The 18332-nt window shown below is 71.7% G+C and carries 18 protein-coding genes; 10 read left to right on the forward strand and 8 right to left on the reverse strand.

Features of this window, described 5'->3' with window-relative positions:
- The first annotated feature begins 303 nt into the window (after nucleotides 1-303).
- A complete protein-coding gene (locus tag P2P98_RS15310) occupies nucleotides 304-1140 on the forward strand; it encodes an alpha/beta hydrolase (RefSeq protein ID WP_275801007.1) in 837 nt (278 codons plus the stop codon).
- Nucleotides 1141-1290: 150 nt separating this feature from the next.
- A complete protein-coding gene (locus tag P2P98_RS15315) occupies nucleotides 1291-2328 on the forward strand; it encodes a helix-turn-helix domain-containing protein (RefSeq protein ID WP_275801008.1) in 1038 nt (345 codons plus the stop codon).
- 134 nt (nucleotides 2329-2462) lie between these two features.
- Here P2P98_RS15315 and P2P98_RS15320 read toward each other — a convergent pair whose 3' ends face one another.
- From P2P98_RS15320 to P2P98_RS15330, 3 genes are all read right to left on the reverse strand, one after another.
- A complete protein-coding gene (locus tag P2P98_RS15320; RefSeq protein ID WP_275801009.1) occupies nucleotides 2463-3185 on the reverse strand; it encodes an FAD-binding oxidoreductase in 723 nt (240 codons plus the stop codon).
- The gene (locus P2P98_RS15325; RefSeq protein WP_275801010.1) at nucleotides 3182-3775 is read right to left on the reverse strand and encodes a molybdopterin-dependent oxidoreductase; all 594 of its coding nucleotides are present in this window, start codon (nucleotides 3773-3775) and stop codon (nucleotides 3182-3184) included. Before P2P98_RS15325 ends, P2P98_RS15320 begins: the two co-directional genes overlap by 4 nt.
- 66 nt (nucleotides 3776-3841) lie before the next feature.
- Nucleotides 3842-4441, reverse strand: a complete 600-nt coding sequence (locus P2P98_RS15330) for a TetR/AcrR family transcriptional regulator (protein WP_275801011.1) — start codon at nucleotides 4439-4441, stop codon at nucleotides 3842-3844.
- A gap of 143 nt (nucleotides 4442-4584) precedes the next feature.
- Here P2P98_RS15330 and P2P98_RS15335 point away from each other — a divergent pair, with 143 nt between their 5' ends.
- Nucleotides 4585-5430: a helix-turn-helix transcriptional regulator gene (locus P2P98_RS15335; protein WP_275801013.1), complete on the forward strand. Its 846-nt coding sequence runs from the start codon at nucleotides 4585-4587 to the stop codon at nucleotides 5428-5430.
- Between the two features lie 220 nt (nucleotides 5431-5650).
- Here P2P98_RS15335 and P2P98_RS15340 read toward each other — a convergent pair whose 3' ends face one another.
- Nucleotides 5651-6637, reverse strand: coding sequence for a DJ-1/PfpI family protein (locus tag P2P98_RS15340; protein ID WP_275801014.1), 987 nt, complete (start codon nucleotides 6635-6637; stop codon nucleotides 5651-5653).
- A 180-nt stretch (nucleotides 6638-6817) separates the two neighbouring features.
- On the opposite strand from P2P98_RS15340, the gene P2P98_RS15345 reads away from it, so the two are divergent.
- The 3 genes from P2P98_RS15345 to P2P98_RS15355 are packed head-to-tail and all read left to right on the forward strand — an operon-like array spanning nucleotide 6818 to nucleotide 8771.
- Complete coding sequence (locus P2P98_RS15345; protein WP_275801015.1) at nucleotides 6818-7534, forward strand: alpha/beta hydrolase; 717 nt, start codon at nucleotides 6818-6820, stop codon at nucleotides 7532-7534.
- A complete protein-coding gene (locus P2P98_RS15350) occupies nucleotides 7534-7899 on the forward strand; it encodes a UBP-type zinc finger domain-containing protein (RefSeq protein WP_275801016.1) in 366 nt (121 codons plus the stop codon). Before P2P98_RS15345 ends, P2P98_RS15350 begins: the two co-directional genes overlap by 1 nt.
- Nucleotides 7896-8771, forward strand: a complete 876-nt coding sequence (locus tag P2P98_RS15355; RefSeq protein ID WP_275801017.1) for a DUF5996 family protein — start codon at nucleotides 7896-7898, stop codon at nucleotides 8769-8771. Before P2P98_RS15350 ends, P2P98_RS15355 begins: the two co-directional genes overlap by 4 nt.
- A gap of 229 nt (nucleotides 8772-9000) precedes the next feature.
- Here P2P98_RS15355 and P2P98_RS15360 read toward each other — a convergent pair whose 3' ends face one another.
- Genes P2P98_RS15360 through P2P98_RS15370 form a run of 3 tightly spaced genes read right to left on the reverse strand, consistent with a single transcriptional unit; the run spans nucleotide 9001 to nucleotide 13198 of the window.
- On the reverse strand, nucleotides 9001-11898 hold the full coding sequence (locus P2P98_RS15360) for an ABC transporter permease (protein ID WP_275801019.1): 2898 nt from the start codon (nucleotides 11896-11898) through the stop codon (nucleotides 9001-9003).
- The gene (locus P2P98_RS15365) at nucleotides 11898-12623 is read right to left on the reverse strand and encodes an ABC transporter ATP-binding protein (RefSeq protein ID WP_275801020.1); all 726 of its coding nucleotides are present in this window, start codon (nucleotides 12621-12623) and stop codon (nucleotides 11898-11900) included. Before P2P98_RS15365 ends, P2P98_RS15360 begins: the two co-directional genes overlap by 1 nt.
- Nucleotides 12620-13198, reverse strand: a complete 579-nt coding sequence (locus P2P98_RS15370) for a PadR family transcriptional regulator (protein WP_275801022.1) — start codon at nucleotides 13196-13198, stop codon at nucleotides 12620-12622. The genes P2P98_RS15365 and P2P98_RS15370 overlap by 4 nt, the downstream gene beginning before the upstream one ends.
- 183 nt (nucleotides 13199-13381) lie before the next feature.
- Between P2P98_RS15370 and P2P98_RS15375 the strand changes: the two genes are divergently transcribed.
- From P2P98_RS15375 to P2P98_RS15390, 4 genes are all read left to right on the forward strand, one after another.
- Entirely contained in the window at nucleotides 13382-14605 is a 1224-nt protein-coding gene (locus tag P2P98_RS15375; RefSeq protein WP_275801023.1) for an acyltransferase, read from the forward strand.
- An 81-nt stretch (nucleotides 14606-14686) separates the two neighbouring features.
- Nucleotides 14687-15940 carry a glycosyl hydrolase family 18 protein gene (locus tag P2P98_RS15380; protein ID WP_275801024.1) on the forward strand — a complete coding sequence of 418 codons (1254 nt, stop codon included), beginning with the start codon at nucleotides 14687-14689 and terminating at the stop codon, nucleotides 15938-15940.
- Between the two features lie 9 nt (nucleotides 15941-15949).
- A complete protein-coding gene (locus tag P2P98_RS15385; RefSeq protein ID WP_275801026.1) occupies nucleotides 15950-16108 on the forward strand; it encodes a hypothetical protein in 159 nt (52 codons plus the stop codon).
- A 239-nt stretch (nucleotides 16109-16347) separates the two neighbouring features.
- Complete coding sequence (locus P2P98_RS15390) at nucleotides 16348-17793, forward strand: SDR family oxidoreductase (RefSeq protein ID WP_275801028.1); 1446 nt, start codon at nucleotides 16348-16350, stop codon at nucleotides 17791-17793.
- Nucleotides 17794-17905: 112 nt separating this feature from the next.
- On the opposite strand, the gene P2P98_RS15395 is transcribed toward P2P98_RS15390, so the two are convergent.
- On the reverse strand, nucleotides 17906-18332 hold a 427-nt coding region (locus P2P98_RS15395), incomplete at its 5' end, for a hypothetical protein (RefSeq protein ID WP_345799730.1).

The raw sequence follows: 18332 nt of genomic DNA on the forward strand, positions 1-18332 counted from the left end.
GGTGGGGCTCCGGGACCTGGCGCGTGACCGGGGGAGGGCGACGGACCAAGGGAGGACCGGTGCCTCGGGGTCGTCCTCCGTGCGTCCCTCGTCCTCCGTGGATCACGCAGGACCGGCCGCGGAGGGGATTCCGGGAGGGGAGGAAGGATGCCGCGGCCCTCGTCCTCCCGTCTCGGGATCTCCTCCGCTCGCCGGGCGCCGGCGGTTCTCGACGAACGTCTGATGCTCGCGCGGGAGCCGCGGAGTTGAGTGGTCGAGCCACATTCGTGGCGCACTCGTCGAGACAAGGAAGAGGGCAACGTCATGGCATTCGTGACCACCGAAGACGGCGCGGAGATCTACTACAAGGACTGGGGCAACCCCGAGGCGCAGCCGATCGTGTTCCACCACGGCTGGCCCCTGTCGTCCGACGACTGGGATGCGCAGATGCTCTACTTCCTCGGCAAGGGCTACCGCGTGATCGCGAGCGACCGGCGCGGTCACGGACGCTCGTCGCAGATCGGCACGGGCCACGACATGGACCACTACGCCAGCGACGTCAGCGCCGTGGTCGAGCACCTCGACCTGCGCAACGCCGTGCACATCGGCCACTCCACCGGCGGCGGCCAGGTCGCCCGCTACGTCGCGAAGCACGGCGAGCCCCAGGGCCGTGTCGCCAAGGCCGTCCTGGTCGCGGCCGTGCCGCCGCTCATGCTGCAGCGCGACGACAACCCCGAGGGCACCCCGCTGTCGGTGTTCGACGGGTTCCGTGAGGCCCTCGCGGCCAACCGTGCCGAGTTCTTCGAGGCCGTGGCATCCGGTCCTTTCTACGGATTCAACCGCGAGGGCGTCACCCCCTCGCAGCCGGTCATCGACAACTGGTGGCGCCAGGGCATGACGGGCAGCGCGGTCGCGCACTACGAGGGCATCAAGGCGTTCTCCGAGACCGACCAGGAAGCCGACCTCCGAGCCATCACCGTGCCCGTGCTGGTGCTGCAGGGCGACGACGACCAGGTCGTGCCGTACAAGGCTGCGGCGCTCCGCCAGCACGAGATGCTCGCCAACTCGACGCTGAAGATCTACGAGGGCTACCCGCACGGCATGCTCACCACGCACGCCGATGTGATCAACCCCGACATCCTGGCGTTCATCCAGTCGTGAACCCCTGACGAGAGGCGCATTCCGGGGGATCGGGGTGCGCCTCTCGCGCGTCGTGGGAGCGGTACCGTGTGTGCGAGAGGGCCACGCTGCCGCGGGCCTCGCCGACGTAGCGTGTGAGGACCCCCACCGGAACGCACGCGAGGAGTCGGGATGCATCCGCCGCAGATCGTGGACCAGCTCTCGACCATGCTCGGCCGCCGGGTACGCCTGCGCGAGACGACGTACCCGGCGGTCGCCGACCGCGAGGCCGTGTGCGTCGACGTGCCGTTCGGCCGGGGAGCGGCCTACCTGCGCATCGTCGGCGCCGTGCAGAGCGAGCTCGGCCCGTTCGAATGGGCGGTGATCGACGCGGCGGCGTACCTGCTCGACCTCGGGGCGGGCCTGGCCGCGTCGCGAGACACGGTGCTCACCGGACTGATGGATGCCGATCGCCGAAGGCGGCGTGACGCCCTCGGCGAGGTGCGCGCCCGGCGGTGGATCGATGGCCGCGCCGACGATCTCGATGTGCTCGTGATCCGGCTCGATCCCGCCCGCGAGCTCGCGGTCACGGCATTCGGTCGGCACCTCGCGCTGACCCTGCACGGAGCGGTGCACTTCGTCGGCATCCGTGAAGAATCCGCCGTCTTCCTCGCCGCGCCCGTGCGCGACATCGACGAGCTGACGGATGCCGTCTCCCGAGAGGCCGCCGTGCACGGGGTCGTGCCCCGGGGTCTCGGAATGGCGACGTGCGGCGCCGACGAGACCGACATCGACGCCGCCGTCGCGCGGGCGATCGCCTCCGCGCGGCTGCGCGCGACCCTGCCCGACCAGGTCGTGTCGGTGCGCGCCGAAGACCTCGGTGGGTGGGCGCTCATGCACACGGTGCCGCGCTCGCGTCCCCTGCTGCACCAGGCCTGCCCGGCCGCCTTCGACCTGCTGGCCCTCGACGATCCGACGCCGCGCGAGACGGTGGAGGCGTACCTGGATGCCGCCGGCCGTGTGCCCGTGGCCTGCGAGAGGCTGCACATCCACCGCACGACGCTGTACTACCGGCTCGACCACCTGCCTGAATCGGTGCGCGCGGCTCTCGCGGACGGCCTGCAGCGGACCACGCTGCACCTCGCGCTCAAGCTCTTGCGGCTGTGGGAGGAGGAAGCGGTCGAGGCGCCGGTGATCCCGCTGCGCGAGGAGGGGCTGTTGCGGGCGTGACGGGCTCGCCGTCGCGACGCAGCGCGGGGTGAGCGGAGGGCGAGGGGTGAGCGGAGGGCTGTTCTGCGGCATCCGTCCTCCCTGCGTCCCTCGCCCTCCGCTCGTCACGGCGCGATCGCAAGGCCCGATCCTGCCTACGCCCCGCCGAAACGCTCCGTCCGCACGCGCAGCGGCGGATGGCCGACGGCGACGACCGCATCGGCCGTGGCCTCGACGAACGCGGTCGGTCCGCAGATGAAGATGAGGGGCCGCTCCGCGGGCGGGATCGTCAGGCGCTCGAGCTCGGCCATCGAGACGCGGCCCGCGGCGCGCGGCGATCCGGGCGGGGCGAGACGCGTGTGGATCCATTCGGTCGGGATGCCGAGGGCCCCGAGTCGGTCGATCTCGTCGGCGTACATGGCATCCGGTGCCGAACGCACCGAGTACAGCAACCGGAAGGGCTGGGCGGTGCCCGCGGCCGCGCGCGCCCGGGCGATCGAGAGGAGCGGGACGATGCCCGAGCCGCCGGCGATCAGCTGCACGGGCGAGGGGTCGCTCTCGCGCCAGACGAAGTACTGGCCCAGCGGGCCCTTCACCTCGAGGAAGTCGCCCGGGCGCACCTCCTCGACGAGGTAGGGCGAGACCTCGCCGCCGTCGACCTCGTCGACCGCGAGCTCGACGCGCTCGCCGGGACCGAAGCTCGCGATCGAGTACGAGCGCTCGGCCTGGTAGCCGTCTTCGGCGGTGAGGCGGATGTCGAGGTGCTGACCGGGCAGGCTCCCGGTCCAGCCCGGGACGTCGAGCACGAGCGAGCGGGCGTGGGCGGTGAGGCGGGTCACCGACTCGACGTGGGCGGGCAGCCAGGGCGTCGCCGTCACCAGTACCGCTCTTCGCGCCACGGATCGCCGTGCATGTTGTAGCCGTTCTGCTCCCAGAAGCCGGGGTCGTCGCGCGGTTGCAGGACGAGGCCGCGGACCCACTTCGCGCTCTTCCAGAAGTAGAGGTGCGGGACGAGCAGGCGCGCGGGCCCGCCGTGCTCGGGGGCGAGGGGCTTGCCGTCGAACTCGAAGACGACCCACGCCTTGCCGCCCATCAGGTCTTTCACGGGCACGTTCGTCGTGTAGCCGCCGTACGAGTGCGCCATCACCGAGGGCGCGGCGCTGTCGATGTCGGCCAGCAGCGTGTCGACCGAGACCCCGCGCCACGAGGTGCCGAACTTCGACCACCGGGTCACGCAGTGGATGTCGGTGTGCACGTCCTCGATCGGCAGCTCGTGGATCTCATCCCACGTCCAGGTCGTCGTCGCGCCCGTCTCGGTGCGGATCGCGAACTGCCAGTCGTCGAGTCGGATGCGAGGGGTCGGGCCCGCGGACAGCACGGGGAAGTCGTCGGTGAGGTACTGCCCCGGGGGGAGCTGCGGGTCGGAGGCGCGTCGGCGGGCCCCGAAACCCCTGCTGAATTCGGCCATGACGCCTCCCTGGCCCCGACCCTACTCGCGGGGTCCGACACCCAGCTTCGACAAATGACGGACGGGTCAGGCGCCCTGCCACACCGAGGCGCGGGCCGAGTGCGCGGCGAGAGCCGCGAGACGCTCGTGCGGGACGCGGAGGCGACTCAGCTGGACGAGCCCCTGGGATGCGAGGACCGTGCGCTCGGCATGGGCGGCGGCCTCGTCGGCATCCAGGATCAGATCGTGCTCCGCCGCGGTGCGGAGGAACGTCTCCGCGAGCACGCGCTCCATTCGCGCGGTCGTCGCCGTGGAGATGTCGAGCACCTCGGGGAAGCGATCGCCGAGCTCGACGATCGTGTTGAGCATGAGGCATCCGCGTCGATCCGCGGACGAGCCGCACTCATCGACGACGCGCTGGAGGAACTGCCCGGCGACCACCGCCAGGTCGGTGCTGGGCGCGGAGGTCGCCTCGGCCACGAACGTCACGCGCCCCTCGCAGTACCGGCGGAAGACGCAGAGGAACAGCCCGAGCTTGCTCGCGTAGGCCGCGTACAGGCTGCTGGTGCCGACTCCGGATGCCACGGCCACGTCTTCCATCGAGGTGCGGTCGTACCCGCGCGACCAGAACAGCTCCTGCGCGGCATCCAGGAGCTGATCTTCGTCGTATCGCCGGGGTCGACCCACGCGGCCACGGTACCCGTTGCACCCCCGCCCTCTTCAACGGGCACGTCCGGTTCTCGCGCAATCGTGTCCGTTTGCGTCGCACGGTCGGACGGCGCCGCGCGGAGAATTGGAGCGACCGTTCCATTACTCGGCGGAGGATGCGCGTGACGACCTCGAGTGGCCCGCTGGCCGAGTTCCTGCGCGACCGACGCGAGTCGCTCACGCCCGCGCAGGTCGGGCTGTCGGACTCGTCGCGCCGCCGCGTCCGGGGCCTGCGTCGCACCGAGGTGGCCGAGCTCGCCGGGATCAGCGCCGACTACTACCTGCGCATCGAGCAGGGGCGGGGCCACCGCCCCTCGGCAGAGGTGCTCAGCGCCCTCAGCCGCGCGCTCCTCCTCGACGTGTACGGCGACGAGCACCTGCACCGCGTCGCGAACCTGTCGGCGGGGCACGAGGCGCCGGCCGTCAGCGACGAGGTCCCCGCGGGCATCCGGGAGTTGCTCGACCTGCACCCCGAGACGCCGGCGTACCTGTCGAACGGCACCCTCGACGTCATCGGGGTCAACGAAGCGGGCCGTCTGCTCGCGCCCGGGGGTCTGCGCCCGGGACTCAACCTCGTGCTGTCGGTGTTCGAGCACTATCCCGACCCGCACTCGGAGTCGCACTGGCGCCGAACTGCGAGCAACCTCGTCGCGTCGCTGCGGTATCACGCGGACCCGCGCAGTCCCCGGTTGCGGCACATCGTCGACACGCTCAGCGCCACCGATCCGCGCTTCGTCGAGCTGTGGCAGCGGTGCGAGGTGCGACCGCACACGAGCTCGTGGCCGCTCGTGTACATCGAGTCCCACGGGTGGGTGGGGCTGCGCAGCGAGACGTTGGCGATCCCTGCATCCCGAGGCTGCACGATGACCCAGTTCTTCGCCGAACCGAACACTCCTGGAGTGGAGGCTCTGCGCGACCTGGTGCGGAGGGCGTACGGGCGGGAGCCGCGCGTCGAGCCGAGCGCGTGAGGGCCGGGGCGCGTGACGAGCGGCGTGAGGGCCGGCGCGTGACGAGCGGAGGGCGTGAGCGTCGGACCGCGTGCCGGCCTGAGCGCGTGATGGGCGGAGCGCGTGACGAGCGGAGGGTCAGGGACGGAGGAAGGGCGACAGTCCGCGCCTGATCCTCCCCTCGCCCCTGATCCTCCGCTCGTCCCCGCTCCGCCCGACGCGGACGCCCGCTGTGGCCGATCTACGCCGACAGCTCCTCGGCCTGCGGCGCGACCGTCGAGCGGAACCGCTGCTGATACCCCGACGGCGTCACGCGGTAGCGCGCGAGGAAAGCGCGGCGCAGGGCCGCGGGCGAGCCGAAGCCCGCCGCGGCGGCCGACTGTGCGATCGAGACCCCCGACTCGAGCAGGTTGACCGCGAGCTCCAACCGCAGCGACGCGATGTAGGCGGCCGGAGTGACGCCCAGCTCGTCGCGGATGACGCGGGTGAGGTGCCGCGGACTGACGTTCACGTGCGCCGCGAGCTCGGTGACGCTCGTCGGCCGGGTCGGATCGTCGGAGACGTAGTCGGCGACCGCGCGGGCGATGCTCGTGCGCGGGGCCGGCATCTTCAGCGCCGCGGAGAACTGCGACTGCCCGCCGGAGCGGCGCATGTACACGAGAAGGTGCTGGGCGACGCTGCGCGCGACCTCGGCGCCGAGGTCGTCTTCGACCAGTGAGAGCGCGAGGTCGATACCCGCGGCCACCCCCGCCGAGGTGTAGATGTTGCCCTGCTTGGTGAAGATGCGCTCCGAGTCGACCGCGACCCGGGGGTAGCGGCTGGCCAGCGCGTCGGCGAATTTCCAGTGCGTCGTCGCGGGGTGACCGTCGAGGAGGCCCGTGGCGGCGAGACCGAACGCGCCGCTGCAGATCGACGCGATGCGTCGCGCCTGGCGCGCGAGGTCGGTGATCGCCCGCTGCAGGTCGGGGTTGTCGAACACGCCCGGTGCGCGTTCGCTCCCCGGGATGATCACCGTGTCGAGCGGCCCGCTCTCGGACGCGGCGCCGTCGACGCCGATCCGCAGGCCCATGAACGCCGTGACATCGGCGCCGGTGGGCGAGTAGAACCGGAGCTCGTAGGCATCCGTCGTCAGGTTCGTCTCGGAGAACACTTCGGCCGGCCCCACGAAATCGAGCGCCTTGACCCCGTCGAACAGCAGAATCCCGACTCGACGTCGTTGTCCCGTCATCCGCTGCTCCCCGTCTCGACCCTCCCTCCAGCCTGTCACCGATCCCGTCCCGACGGGGACCCGCTTTCGACATCTGTCGAGCGCGATTCTCGACGAATGCCCCTGCCGCCCCGGTGCCGCGCTGCCTAGCGTGGGCACCCACTCGCGGCGACTCGGCCGCGACGAGAGGAGTGGCATCCGATGTCCGAACAACCCACGATCGTCCTCGTCCATGGAGCCTTCGCGGATGCCGCGAGCTGGGCCCCCGTGACCCGCACGCTGCTCGACCAGGGGTACACCGTGCGGGTTCCCGCTGTGCCGAACCGCAGCCTGATCGGCGATGCGGCGTACATCCGCTCGGTCGTCGAGCAGATCGAGGGACCGGTGCTCCTCGCCGGGCACTCGTACGGCGGGGCCGTGATCACCGTGGCGGGCGTCGCCGAGAACGTCGTGGGTCTCGTCTACGTCTCGGGCTACGCGCTCGAAGAGGGTGAGAGCCTCGGGCAGTTGCAGGGCGGCTTCCCCGACTCCGACCTCGCGCAGCACCTCGTCTACACGCCGTTCCCGGTCGAGGGCGGCGAGCCCGGCACCGACGTGTCGGTCGAGGTCGCGGCCTTCCCCGACGTCTTCGCGCACGGTGTGCCGCTCGAACGGGCCGAGGTGCTCGCGGTGTCGCAGCGGCCGCTCGCCGCGCTCGCGTTCGGCGAGAACGCGCCGGTCGCGGCGTGGAAGACGAAGCCCGCCTGGGGCATCGTCTCGCGCGCCGATCACACGATCAACCCCGACGTCGAGCGCTTCGGCTACCAGCGCGCCGGCCTGCGGTCTGTCATCGAGCTCGACGCGCCCCACCTCGTGATGCAGAGCCACCCCGCCGAGGTCGCGAAGGTCATCACGGACGCCGTCGCCGAGCTCGCCTGATGACCACGGCCGAGCAGATCGACCGGGGCGTCCCCCCGAGCGGGACCGGATGCCAGGAGTGCGACGCGAGCGGAAGCTGGTGGGTGCACCTGCGCCGGTGCGCCGCGTGCGGACACGTCGGCTGCTGCGACTCGTCGTTGAACCGGCACGCGACGGCCCACTTCCACGCGACGGGGCACCGGTACATCCAGAGCTTCGAGCCGGGGGAGGTGTGGTGGTGGGACTACGAGACCTCGGCGGTCGTGCACGGCCCCCCGCTCGCCCCGCCGACGACCCACCCCGTCGACCAGACGGTCCCGGGGCCGGAGGAGCGGCTCCCCGCGGATTGGGAGGAGCAGCTCGCCGCTCGCCGAGGAGACGAATGACCGAGCCGTTCCCGCGCCTCGCGGTGGCCGATTGGCAGGCCACCCGGGACACGCTGCACATGTGGCTGCAGATCGTGGGCAAGATCCGCATGGTCTCGTCGCCTCCGGTCAACCACTACTGGCACGCGACGCTGCGTGTCTCGGCGCGCGGACTGAGCACCGGGGCCTTCGATGCCCGCGGCGGCCTGCTCGACATCGAGTTCGATCTGATCGCGCACCGGCTCGGCATCCGGTGCAGTGACGGACGCGAGATCGCGCTGCCCCTCGCGGGGCTCTCGGTCGCGGACTTCTACGCCGCCATTCTCGGAGCGCTCGGCGAGCTGGGGGTGCGCGCCGAGATCCACGCATGGCCCAACGAGGTCGAGGTGGCGCTGCCGTTCGCCACTGACACCGTGCACGCGACGTACGAGCCCGAGCACGCGCACGCGTTCTGGCGGCAGCTGGTCTACGCGCAGCGGCAGCTCGAGGCGTTTCGCGCCGGATTCCGAGGCAAATGCAGCCCGGTCCACTTCTTCTGGGGAGCGCTCGACCTCGCGGTCACGCGGTTCTCGGGCCGTCCGGCCCCGGTGCACCCGGGAGGCGTGCCGCACTGCCCCGACGAGGTGATGCGCGAGAGCTACTCCGACGAGCTGAGCAGTGCGGGCTTCTGGCCCGGCGGCGGTGACGAGGGGGCGTTCTCCTCGTACGGGTACCCCGTTCCGGCGGGGTTCGCGTCGGCGGTCGTGCCGTCGGAGGCGTTCTTCAGCGAAGGGCTCGGAGAGTTCCTGCTGCCGGCCGAGCGGGTGCGGACGGCGTCCGATCCCGACGCGCTCGTGCAGGAGTTCCTGCGCGCGACGGCGCGGGCGGCGGCGGAGAGGGGTGGGTGGCCCTGAGGGGCGAGGGGTGGCGAGGGGAGGAGATGTGGCGACGGGAGGACGGATGCCGCGGGCTCGATCCTCCGCTCCCGGAATCTCCTCCGCTCGACACGCGGGTGCGCGTGATCAGCCCGAGAAGGGGGCTTCGGCCCCCACCCGCCACGCGCACACGTCGTTGCGTTCCGGAGGCGTCGGCCCCGCCCCACGCGCCGTTGGACGCATGGCATCCACGCTCGGAAAGCCTCGCTCAGTCCACCCGCCGGACCGCGCGTCGCGGCGGGCGCGCCACGAGCAACACCCCGACGAGCGACGCTCCGACCACCCCGACCGCGAGCAGGCCCTGGAGGTCCCACAGCGGGATCGTCTGCAGCCACGACCCGGGACTCCCGGCGAACCGCGACCACGCCACCACGTACGAGCCCATCGCGAGTCCCGCGCCGAGCCCGAGCGGCACCCCGAGGAGGAGGATCAGCGACCCCTGCGCGAGCGCGACCCGACGCAGGAACCGCGGGGTCGCGCCGACCGCGTACATCGTGGTCGCATCGCGCCGGGCCTGGGTGCGCGCAAGCAGCAGCGACACCGTGGTCGCGACGACGGCGAGGGCGGCCAGGGCCAGGACCGGTGCGAGGCCCGCGGCATCGCCCCACGGGTCCACGTTCTGCGGAATGGCGATCGTGACGAGCGAGGTGTGGGCGGTGACGATCTGGCGAGCGCGGTCCAGCTCGCCCGCGGTGAGCGGTCGCGAGGTCAGCACGTACTCGCCCACGAAGTCGAACTGGGTGATCCCGAGCGCGCGGGCCGTCTCGGGCGAGACCGTGAGCGGCGGAGCGAACCCACGCAGGAAGGCGCCGGGAACGGGCGTGATCGATGAGGCACCCTCTTCGCCGGGGAACATGTCGGCCCCGACCGCGAGCCGTACCTCCCCCTCACCGCTGAGCTTCGTCGCATCGTTGACGATCGCCCCGCCCGCCTCCAGCACGTCGGCGGCGGCGTCTGCCCCGGCGATCCCCGACGCGCGGACCGCGCCCGGCGACAGGACGTAGGTGTTCGTGCCGCCCATCCACGCGAGGCTCATGCTCTGCGAGTAGCCGTCGACCGCGTCGCGGCAGGTCACGGCCTCGCCGGGGTCGAGCACCGCGGGCGCGTCCGGGGCGAGGCCGGCCGGGCAGGTCTTCCCAGGCGCGGGGAGCGCTTCGATGTGCTGCGAGCCGCCGACCGCAGTGGTCTCGATCGGGAGCGTGCCGGTCACGGGGAGCTCTTCGGCCAGCGCGCGGGTGGCGTCGGCGAACACCAGTCGGTCGAACGCGGGCGAGACGGGCACGAACGTGCCCAGCACGACGTGCCCGGCGCCGACCATTTGTCCCGTGGAGTCGCGGTTGTTCTGCGTTCCCGACCCGGTCACGACGAGCAGAGCGGATGCCGCGAGCACCGCGACCAGCACGCCCGCGGCCGCGGGGACCACACGTGTCGGGTGATCGAGACCGTCGCGCACGGCCAGTCGGAGCGCGAGGGGAGCGCGCCCCGCGGTGCGACCCGCGACGGAGAGGAGCGCCCGGATGCCGAGGACGAGAGCGCTCGCGCCCAGGACGACGGTCGCGGCGACCAGCAGGGCCGACGAGGGGTCGACCTGGCCGGGCGCGCGGTACTCGACGGGAAGCTGAGCGAGGTCGTCACGGAACGCTCCGGCCCGCGCGAACGCTCCGCACCCCGCGACCACGGCGAGCACCGCGAGCAGCACGGGAAGCACTGCTCGCGCGATGACGCGGGCGCGGCGCGGTGCGGTGGGCGCGGCGGCACGGTCTCGGACCACGTCGACCGGTTGAAGGCGTGCGGCGCGGCGAGCGGGACCCAGAGTGGCGACAAGGCCGATCACCACGGCGATGGCGACGCCCGCGAATGGCGCCCACCCCGGGAACCGGGTCCACATGTTCGCGTCGGGGTAGACCGCCGCGATGAGGAGCGCGCCACCCGCGATGCCGAGGCCGACGCCCACGAGGCCGCCAGCGGCGCCGACGAGGCCACCCTGCAAGAGGATCGTGCGTCGCAGATCGCGCGGGGTGGCCCCGGCGACGGCGGCGAGGCCGAGCATCCGGCGCGACTCGTCGGCCGCCACCGCGAACGCGGGGGTCACGAGGCCGAGGACGAGCAGTGCCCCCACGAAAGCGACGAGCACCGTCACCGCCGCGCGCTCCATGAGCGCCTTGGCATCCGTCTCGACGGGGTAGAGCGCGCTGGCGGGCGGGTAGTTCTCGAGCACGTCGCGCGAGACGGCGAACGTCTGCAGGGCGTTCAGCTCTTTCGCGTTCTCCCACGTGACCGGCGCCTCGCCCACCACGAGCCAGCGCCCGTCGATCCCGACGGGGTCGGCGGCGATGAGGCGCGACATCCAGCCCGCGGGAGCCCACGCCGTCTGCGCGGCGCCGGGTGCGATGCCGCTCACGCGGTAGCCGCGCTGCACGTTCTGGACGACCTCGCCGAGGCGCCCCTCCCCCGTGCTCCCGTACCACCCCGACCATGGCGGGGCCACGAGAGACACGTCGTCGCCGACGGTGAGGCCCAGGCGATCGGCGAAGGCTCGCGAGACGACCGCTTCGGTGTCGTCGGTGGGCATCCGCCCCTCGGCGAGGGCCGGGATCAGGATGCCGAGCCCCTCGGCATCCGCTTCGATCAGGCGCCCGGTCGACAGCGTCGAGACGTCGATGTCGGCCGACGCCACATCGGCTCCGGCAGTGCTTTCGACTCCGGGAGCGAGATCCAGCCCCGTCGTCGCGATGAGGTCGAGCGAACTCCAGAACGGGATGAGGCGGTCGCCCGGGGGAAGAGCGCGCGCGAGTTCGTCGGCCGTCGGGGGTGCGGTCTGGAGGTCGCCGTTCCAGGGGCCGGGGGCTCCCTCGGGGAGCTGGGGGAACGGCGGCGCCTCGCGCGGGAGCGTGGTCGCGGTGAGAACGGCCTGCGCGCCCGACGGGATGCTCGCGAGGGCCTGGTCGCGCGACGGCGTCGGGGCCTGCTGGACGGCTGCCCACGCCACGAGCGCGGCGACCGGCAGCGCGATGAGCAGGCACGACAGCACCGTGCGAAGCCCGTGTGCGCGCGTGTCGCGGAGAGCGAGCCGAAGAGTCGGTCGCCACGAGAGGACTCCGCGCATCAGACGACCCCGGATGCCTCGGCGAGCAGCGCGTCGGGATCGCTCGGCCCCGTCTGGTCGACGATGCGTCCGTCGCGCAGGAAGATCGTGCGGTCGGCCCACGCGGCGAAACGCGGTTCGTGCGTGACCATGAGCACCGCCGCCCCGCGATCGGCGCGGTCGCGCAGCACCTCCAGGACGGCGGTGCCGGTGGCCGAGTCCAGGGCGCCGGTCGGTTCGTCGGCGAGCACGAGTCGGCGTGCCCCGACGAGGGCGCGCGCGATCGCCACGCGTTGGGCCTGTCCACCCGACAGCTCGTCGGGGCGGCGGTCAGCGACATCGATCAGCCCGGTGTCGGCGAGGACGTCGAGCGCCGCTCGGCGCGCGCGGCGTGCGGAGTGGCCGTCGAGCTCGAGGGGGAACGCGACGTTCTCGGCGGCTGTCAGAGAGGGGAGGAGGTTGAAATCCTGGAAGACGTAGCCGACGCTCCGGCGGCGGAGGAGCGCGAGCTTCGTCGCGTCGAGACCGCCGATGTCGGTGCCTTCGAGGAGCACCTGCCCCGACGTCGGCCGGTCGAGTCCTCCGGCGAGGTGGAGCAGTGTCGACTTGCCCGATCCGGATGGCCCCATGACGGCGACGAACTCGCGCGGGCGGACGATCAGGTCGGCGTGGCGCAGGGCGGTGACCTCGCGGGCTCCCTGACCGTGAACCCGGGTCGCACCGCGCAGTTCGAGGACGGCGGTCATCGCGCGCTCCGCTCGCGCGGTGCGGCCGGGGTGGTCCGCGGGGCGTGGTGCGTGGCATCCGGAGTACGCCGCCGCGCGGCGGTCTCTTCGACATCGTCGAGCCAGCGCAGCTCGGCCTCGGTCAGGAAGACGTGGTTGTCGAGCACGAGACGTCCCGCGATGTCGTCGGCGTCGAGCCCGCGGCGCAGGCGCGTGAGGTCGTGGAGCGTGCGGTGGGTGGCGCTGCGCTGCTTCTGCACGAGGTCGTGCACGTCGAGGTCGCCGAGGGCCACCGCGAGGGCGAACTTGATGACGAGCTCGTCGCGCCCGCGCTGGGCCGGGGAGACGGGGTCGGCCCACCAGGCCTCGAGCTCGCGATGCCCCTGGTCGGTGAGATGCCAGGGGCGGGCGTCGTCGTCATCGTGCTCGTCGCGCACGACCAGGCCGTCACGCTGCAGCCGCTGGAGGGTCGATGACACCTGGCCGATGTTCAACGGCCAGGAATTGCTCGTCGTCTCGTCGAAGTCCTTCCGCAGCTGGTACGTGGTCGAGGGCTGCCGCGAGAGCAGCGCGAGCAGAGCGAACTTGACGGACATCGAACCTCCAGGGTTACTGAGTAACCACAGCGTAGGGGGTTACTCGGTAACCGTCAAGGGAGCGGAAAGGTGCCGATGGTCGGACGTCAAGCCCCCACCCCTCCCAGGGATCTCTTCAAGACCGCCGTGTACCGTCTCACCCGGTCTGCGCGACTTCACGTGCTCAGGTCGACTCCATAGGCGGTGTCGTCGACGGGTGCGGGATCGCGCTCGGTCACGACACGGGAGGCGATCACGATCAGCACGCTCACTGCCCCCGTCGCCGCTCCGACGGCGAAGAGCCCCGGCCCCCTCGATAAGGTCCGCAACCTGCCCTCCCTCACGGGACTGCGCTGGGCCACGGCGATGCTCATCTTCGGCCACCACCTCATGGCGGTCGAATATTTCGGGGGCACGCCCGGCGTGATCTGGGGGACCCTCTTCGAGGCCGGGAAGACCGGCGTGACCCTGTTCTTCATCCTCTCGGGCTTCGTGCTGGCGTGGGGATACAAGCCGCAGCAGACCGCGCGGTCGTTCTGGTGGCACCGCATCGCGCGGATCTATCCGCTGCACCTCGTCGGGGTCGGGCTCGCGCTGGTCGCCGCGGCCACCCTCGTCCCCGAGATCCGCACCGACGGCACCGCGCCCGTGGTCGCGAACGCCTTCCTCGTCAACGGCTGGGTGCCCGACTGGTGGCAGGCGGGCAACCCCGCGAGTTGGTCGCTCGTGTGCGAGGCGTTCTTCTACCTCACCTTCCCCTTCCTCATCCGCCCGCTCGCTCGCGCGTCGAACCGGGCTCTCGGCGTCGTGGTCGTGGCATCCCTCGTCGTCGCCGCTCTCGCGCCGCAGATCGCGTCGATGTCGCCCCTCCCGATGTCGGCCGCGTCGACACCGCTGCTGCGGATGCCCGAGTTCGTGATCGGCGTGAGCCTCGCGCTGCTGATGAAGAAGAGCACCTGGCAGCCGGTTCGGCTGATCGTCGCCGTGCCGCTCGCGGTCGCGGGCTACGCGCTGTCCGAGGCGCCGACCCTTCCCGGCACCGACATCCACCCGGGCCTTGCCGCGACCGTGGGGTTCTACGCTCTGCTCGTCGCCTCGCTCGCGAACGCCGACGCCCGGGCGAACTCGACCTTCCTCGCGCGGCCCCTCTGGCAGGAGCTCGGACGCGTGTCGTTCGCGTTCTACCTCGTGCACCTGCTCGTCATCGCGTCGGTGTCGTCGGCGTGGCCCGACGGACACCCGCAGTTGCCGTGGCGTCAGGCCGTGCCGCTCGCGCTCGCCGCTTTCGGGATCGCGCTCGCCCTCGCCTGGGCGATGCACAAGCTCATCGAGATCCCGGCGCAGCGGTGGCTGCTGCGCTACGACCGGTCGCGGTCCGCGGCCCGGCCTTCCTCGGTGCGCTCGGCCCCCCTCGTCGCGAATCGCTGACGCGCAGGGCTTTCGTCCCGGGCGTCGACTGGACCCGGATGCCGCTGTGACGGCATCCTGTGACGAGGACAGGGGGCGGACATGACGCAGCGCGCAACGAAGACGCACGGTACTCGGGTGATCGTGGGAGGCGCTGTCGTCGCGCTGGCCCTCGCGTTCGGTGGAGTCGGCGCGGCATCAGCGACCGGGCCGGCCGGGTCGACGGCATCCGGAACCGTCGTGCGCGACAGCGGGCGGGTCGTCGTCTACTACCAGAAGCAGTTCGTCGACGGATCGACGGGCGCGTACATCTCGCCGCTGCCCCTCGTGACCGAGAACACCGGCGTCGACGTCGTCAACCTCGCCGCGGTGCACATGAACGCCGACGAACTGCGGCTCAACGATCTGCTGCCGGACGACCCCTCCTTCGACACGATGTGGAGCGAACTGGCCGAGATCCAGCGGTCGGGGGTCGCCGTCGTCGGGATGATCGGCGGCGCGCAGAACGCCACCTGGCAGAGCCTGACCGACGACTACGACGTGCAGTACGCGCGGCTCCGGGACTTCGTCGAGGCGCACGCGCTCGACGGCATCGATCTCGACGTCGAGACCGACACCGACATCTCGGTGGTCGAGAAGGTGATCGCCGACCTGAGCGCCGACTTCGGCCCGTCGTTCCTCATCACGCTGTCGCCCGTGACCGCGGCGCTGGTGGGGGAGGACAACCTCTCGGGATTCGACTACGACGACCTGTACCGCAGCTCGGGGGACTCGATCGACTGGTTCAACACGCAGTTCTATTGCGGGTGGGGCGATCCCACCGCGGCGGACTACGGCGAGATCGTCGACTACCAGAGCACGAAGGGCGCCGGGATCCCGGCGTCGAAGATCGTGATCGCCGCCCTCACGAACCCCGACAACTGCGGGGACGGATGGGTTCCGCTCGACGAGCTGACGGCGTCGATCCAGGAGATCAAGACCACGACCCCCACCTTCGGCGGAATCGCGGGATGGGAGTACTTCAACTCGCTCCCCGGCGGGACGGAGGCGCCGTGGAAGTGGGCGGCCGTGATGCGCGCGGCGATCGACGAGCCGCTGCCGACGCCGACGCGGACGCCGACGGCGAGCCCGACGACGACCCCGACCGCGGAGCCCGCCCCGGTTCCGACGGCGACCCCCACGCCCGCGTCCGGCGTCCTCGCCGCGAGCGGTCAGGACTCGTCGGGACTCGTCGCGGGCGGCATCATCGGGGCGATCGCCGTCCTCGTCGGAGCCGTTGCGCTGGCGGTGGCGGCCTTCCGCCGACGCGCGTCGGTGGAAAGGTGGGCCCTGGAGTCTCGGCAGCCCCGCGACTAGGCTCGCCGGATGTTCTCAGCTGTCGGAGGCGCCCACCTGCTCATCCTTCTGCTCGGCTGGCTGGTCGCGCTCGCGGTCATCGGCCTGGTGACGTACTTCGTCGTGCGCTTGGCCGTGCTGCACGCGCTGAAGGCGCACACGCGCTGGCTCGACGGCGGCAAGCAGTAGGCCGCCCTCGCCGCAAGCCCTGAGAGCAGGGCTCGCGCCCGCAATGCGGTGATCGAGCGAATCCCGGGGCGGAGACCCATCCCGCGTCCAGCGAGCCCTCGGTACACTTCCCTGTGCCCGAAACACCCCCCAGCCCCGATCGTGACGCCGATCGCGTCACCGCGCCGGATGCCGCCGCGCCGGTGACCGGTGCGGATCCGGATGCCACGGACGCCGGTGCCGAGCCGGACGTCGAGCGCGTGGCATCCATCGATCCGACCGAGCTCGAGATCGCGTTGCGCGTCATCGACGCGGCGTCATCGCTCGATCGTGAAGACCCCGCGTATATCGCGTTGCGCCGTCAGACCGGCAAGCTCTACAAGGACGTGAAGCGGCAGTCGCGCCGCGAGAAGCGCCAGCGCATCGCCGACGCCGACCGCGCGGTCGTGGCCGCCACGGCGACCGGTGCCGCCGACCGCATCGACGACGAGACGCGCGGGATCCCGCTCGCGACCCGCACGACCACGCCGTTCGCCGGAGAGCTGATCAAAGCCCGCGCCTGCTACATCTGCAAAGAGGACTACACCCTCGTCGACGCGTTCTACCACCAGCTCTGCCCCGACTGCGCGGCGATGAGTCACGCCAAGCGCGACGCTCGCACCGACCTCACCGGCAAACGTGCGCTGCTCACCGGCGGCCGCGCGAAGATCGGCATGTACATCGCGCTGCGGCTGCTGCGCGACGGCGCCCACACGACGATCACGACCCGCTTCCCGCGCGACGCCGTGCGCCGTTTCTCGTCGCTCCCCGACAGCGCGGACTGGCTGCACCGGCTCAAGGTCGTGGGCATCGACCTGCGCGACCCTGCCCAGGTGATCGGACTCGCCGAGTCGGTGGCATCCGATGGTCCGCTCGACATCCTCATCAACAACGCAGCTCAAACCGTGCGGCGCTCGCCGGGGGCGTACAAACCGCTGGTGGATGCCGAACTCGCACCGCTTCCGGACGGACCGCTGCCCGAGCTGGTCACCTTCGGCCACACGAACGACGCCCACCCGCTCGCGCTTGCGCAGTCGGTGTCGGCCCACCCGATCCTCGCGTCGGCCGCGCGCACGGCAGAGGAGCTGACCGCCGAGGCGATGGCGGCGGGTTCGTCGTCGCTCGAGCGCCTGGCGGCGGGCACCGCGATCGACGCGGGCGGGCTCGTGCCCGACGAGGATCGCATCAACAGCTGGACGCAGCACGTCGACCAGGTCGAGCCCCTCGAGATGCTCGAGGTGCAGCTGGCCAACATGACCGCGCCGTTCCTGCTGGTGAGCCGCCTGCGCCCCGCGATGGCGGCGTCGACCGCGCGGCGGAAGTACATCGTCAACGTCTCGGCGATGGAGGGCGTGTTCGGCCGCGGATACAAGGGTCCGGGCCACCCGCACACCAACATGGCGAAGGCCGCGCTGAACATGCTCACGCGCACGAGCGCCCGCGAGATGTTCGAGTCGGACGGCATCTTGATGACCGCCGTCGACACGGGCTGGATCACCGACGAGCGCCCGCACTTCACCAAGGTCCGCCTGGCCGAAGAGGGCTTCCACGCCCCGCTCGACCTCGTCGACGGCGCCGCCCGCGTGTACGACCCGATCGTGCGCGGTGAGGCCGGCGAAGACCTCTTCGGCATCTTCCTGAAGGACTACCGCAAGAGCTCCTGGTGAGCTCCTGGTGAGCTCGCCCAGCGCTCGCAAGCCCATCGTCGAGTGTCCAAAACACGCCGTTATGGGTGGGGCCGTTGCGGCGTGTTCTGGACACTCGACGGGGGTGACAGCGCTAACCCAGCGGCCGCAGTTGCTCTTCGTCGACCGGGAACGCGACGTCATAGAACAGCTGGGGTGCGCCGACGGCGCCCCAGTCGTCCTTCTTGACCCGGATGCCGGAGGTCGAGACCTCGGCGATGCGCACCCGCAGCCACGAACCGTCGGCGAGGCGCAGCTCGTACATGTCGGCGAGGTAGCCGATCCCTCGCTCGTCGAGCGTCTCTTCGGCGGTCAGCCAGTCGACCGCCTCGGACGAGCGCCGGCCGAGCAGGTCGATGACGACGAAGCCGTCGCCGTCGGGCTCCATCCACCCGAGCACCTCGCCGTCGGGGCGTCGGTGCGTGATCCAGTCGCTGCGCATGGTGTCGAGCCTAGGCGTCGGCGCGGCGCGGCGCGGCACGGGGCGGGGCGCGAGTTGGTTGAGCGCGGTGAGTGTCCAA

The sequence above is a fragment of the Microbacterium sp. Kw_RZR3 genome, from assembly GCF_029222405.1.
In the GTDB taxonomy this organism is placed as follows: domain Bacteria; phylum Actinomycetota; class Actinomycetes; order Actinomycetales; family Microbacteriaceae; genus Microbacterium.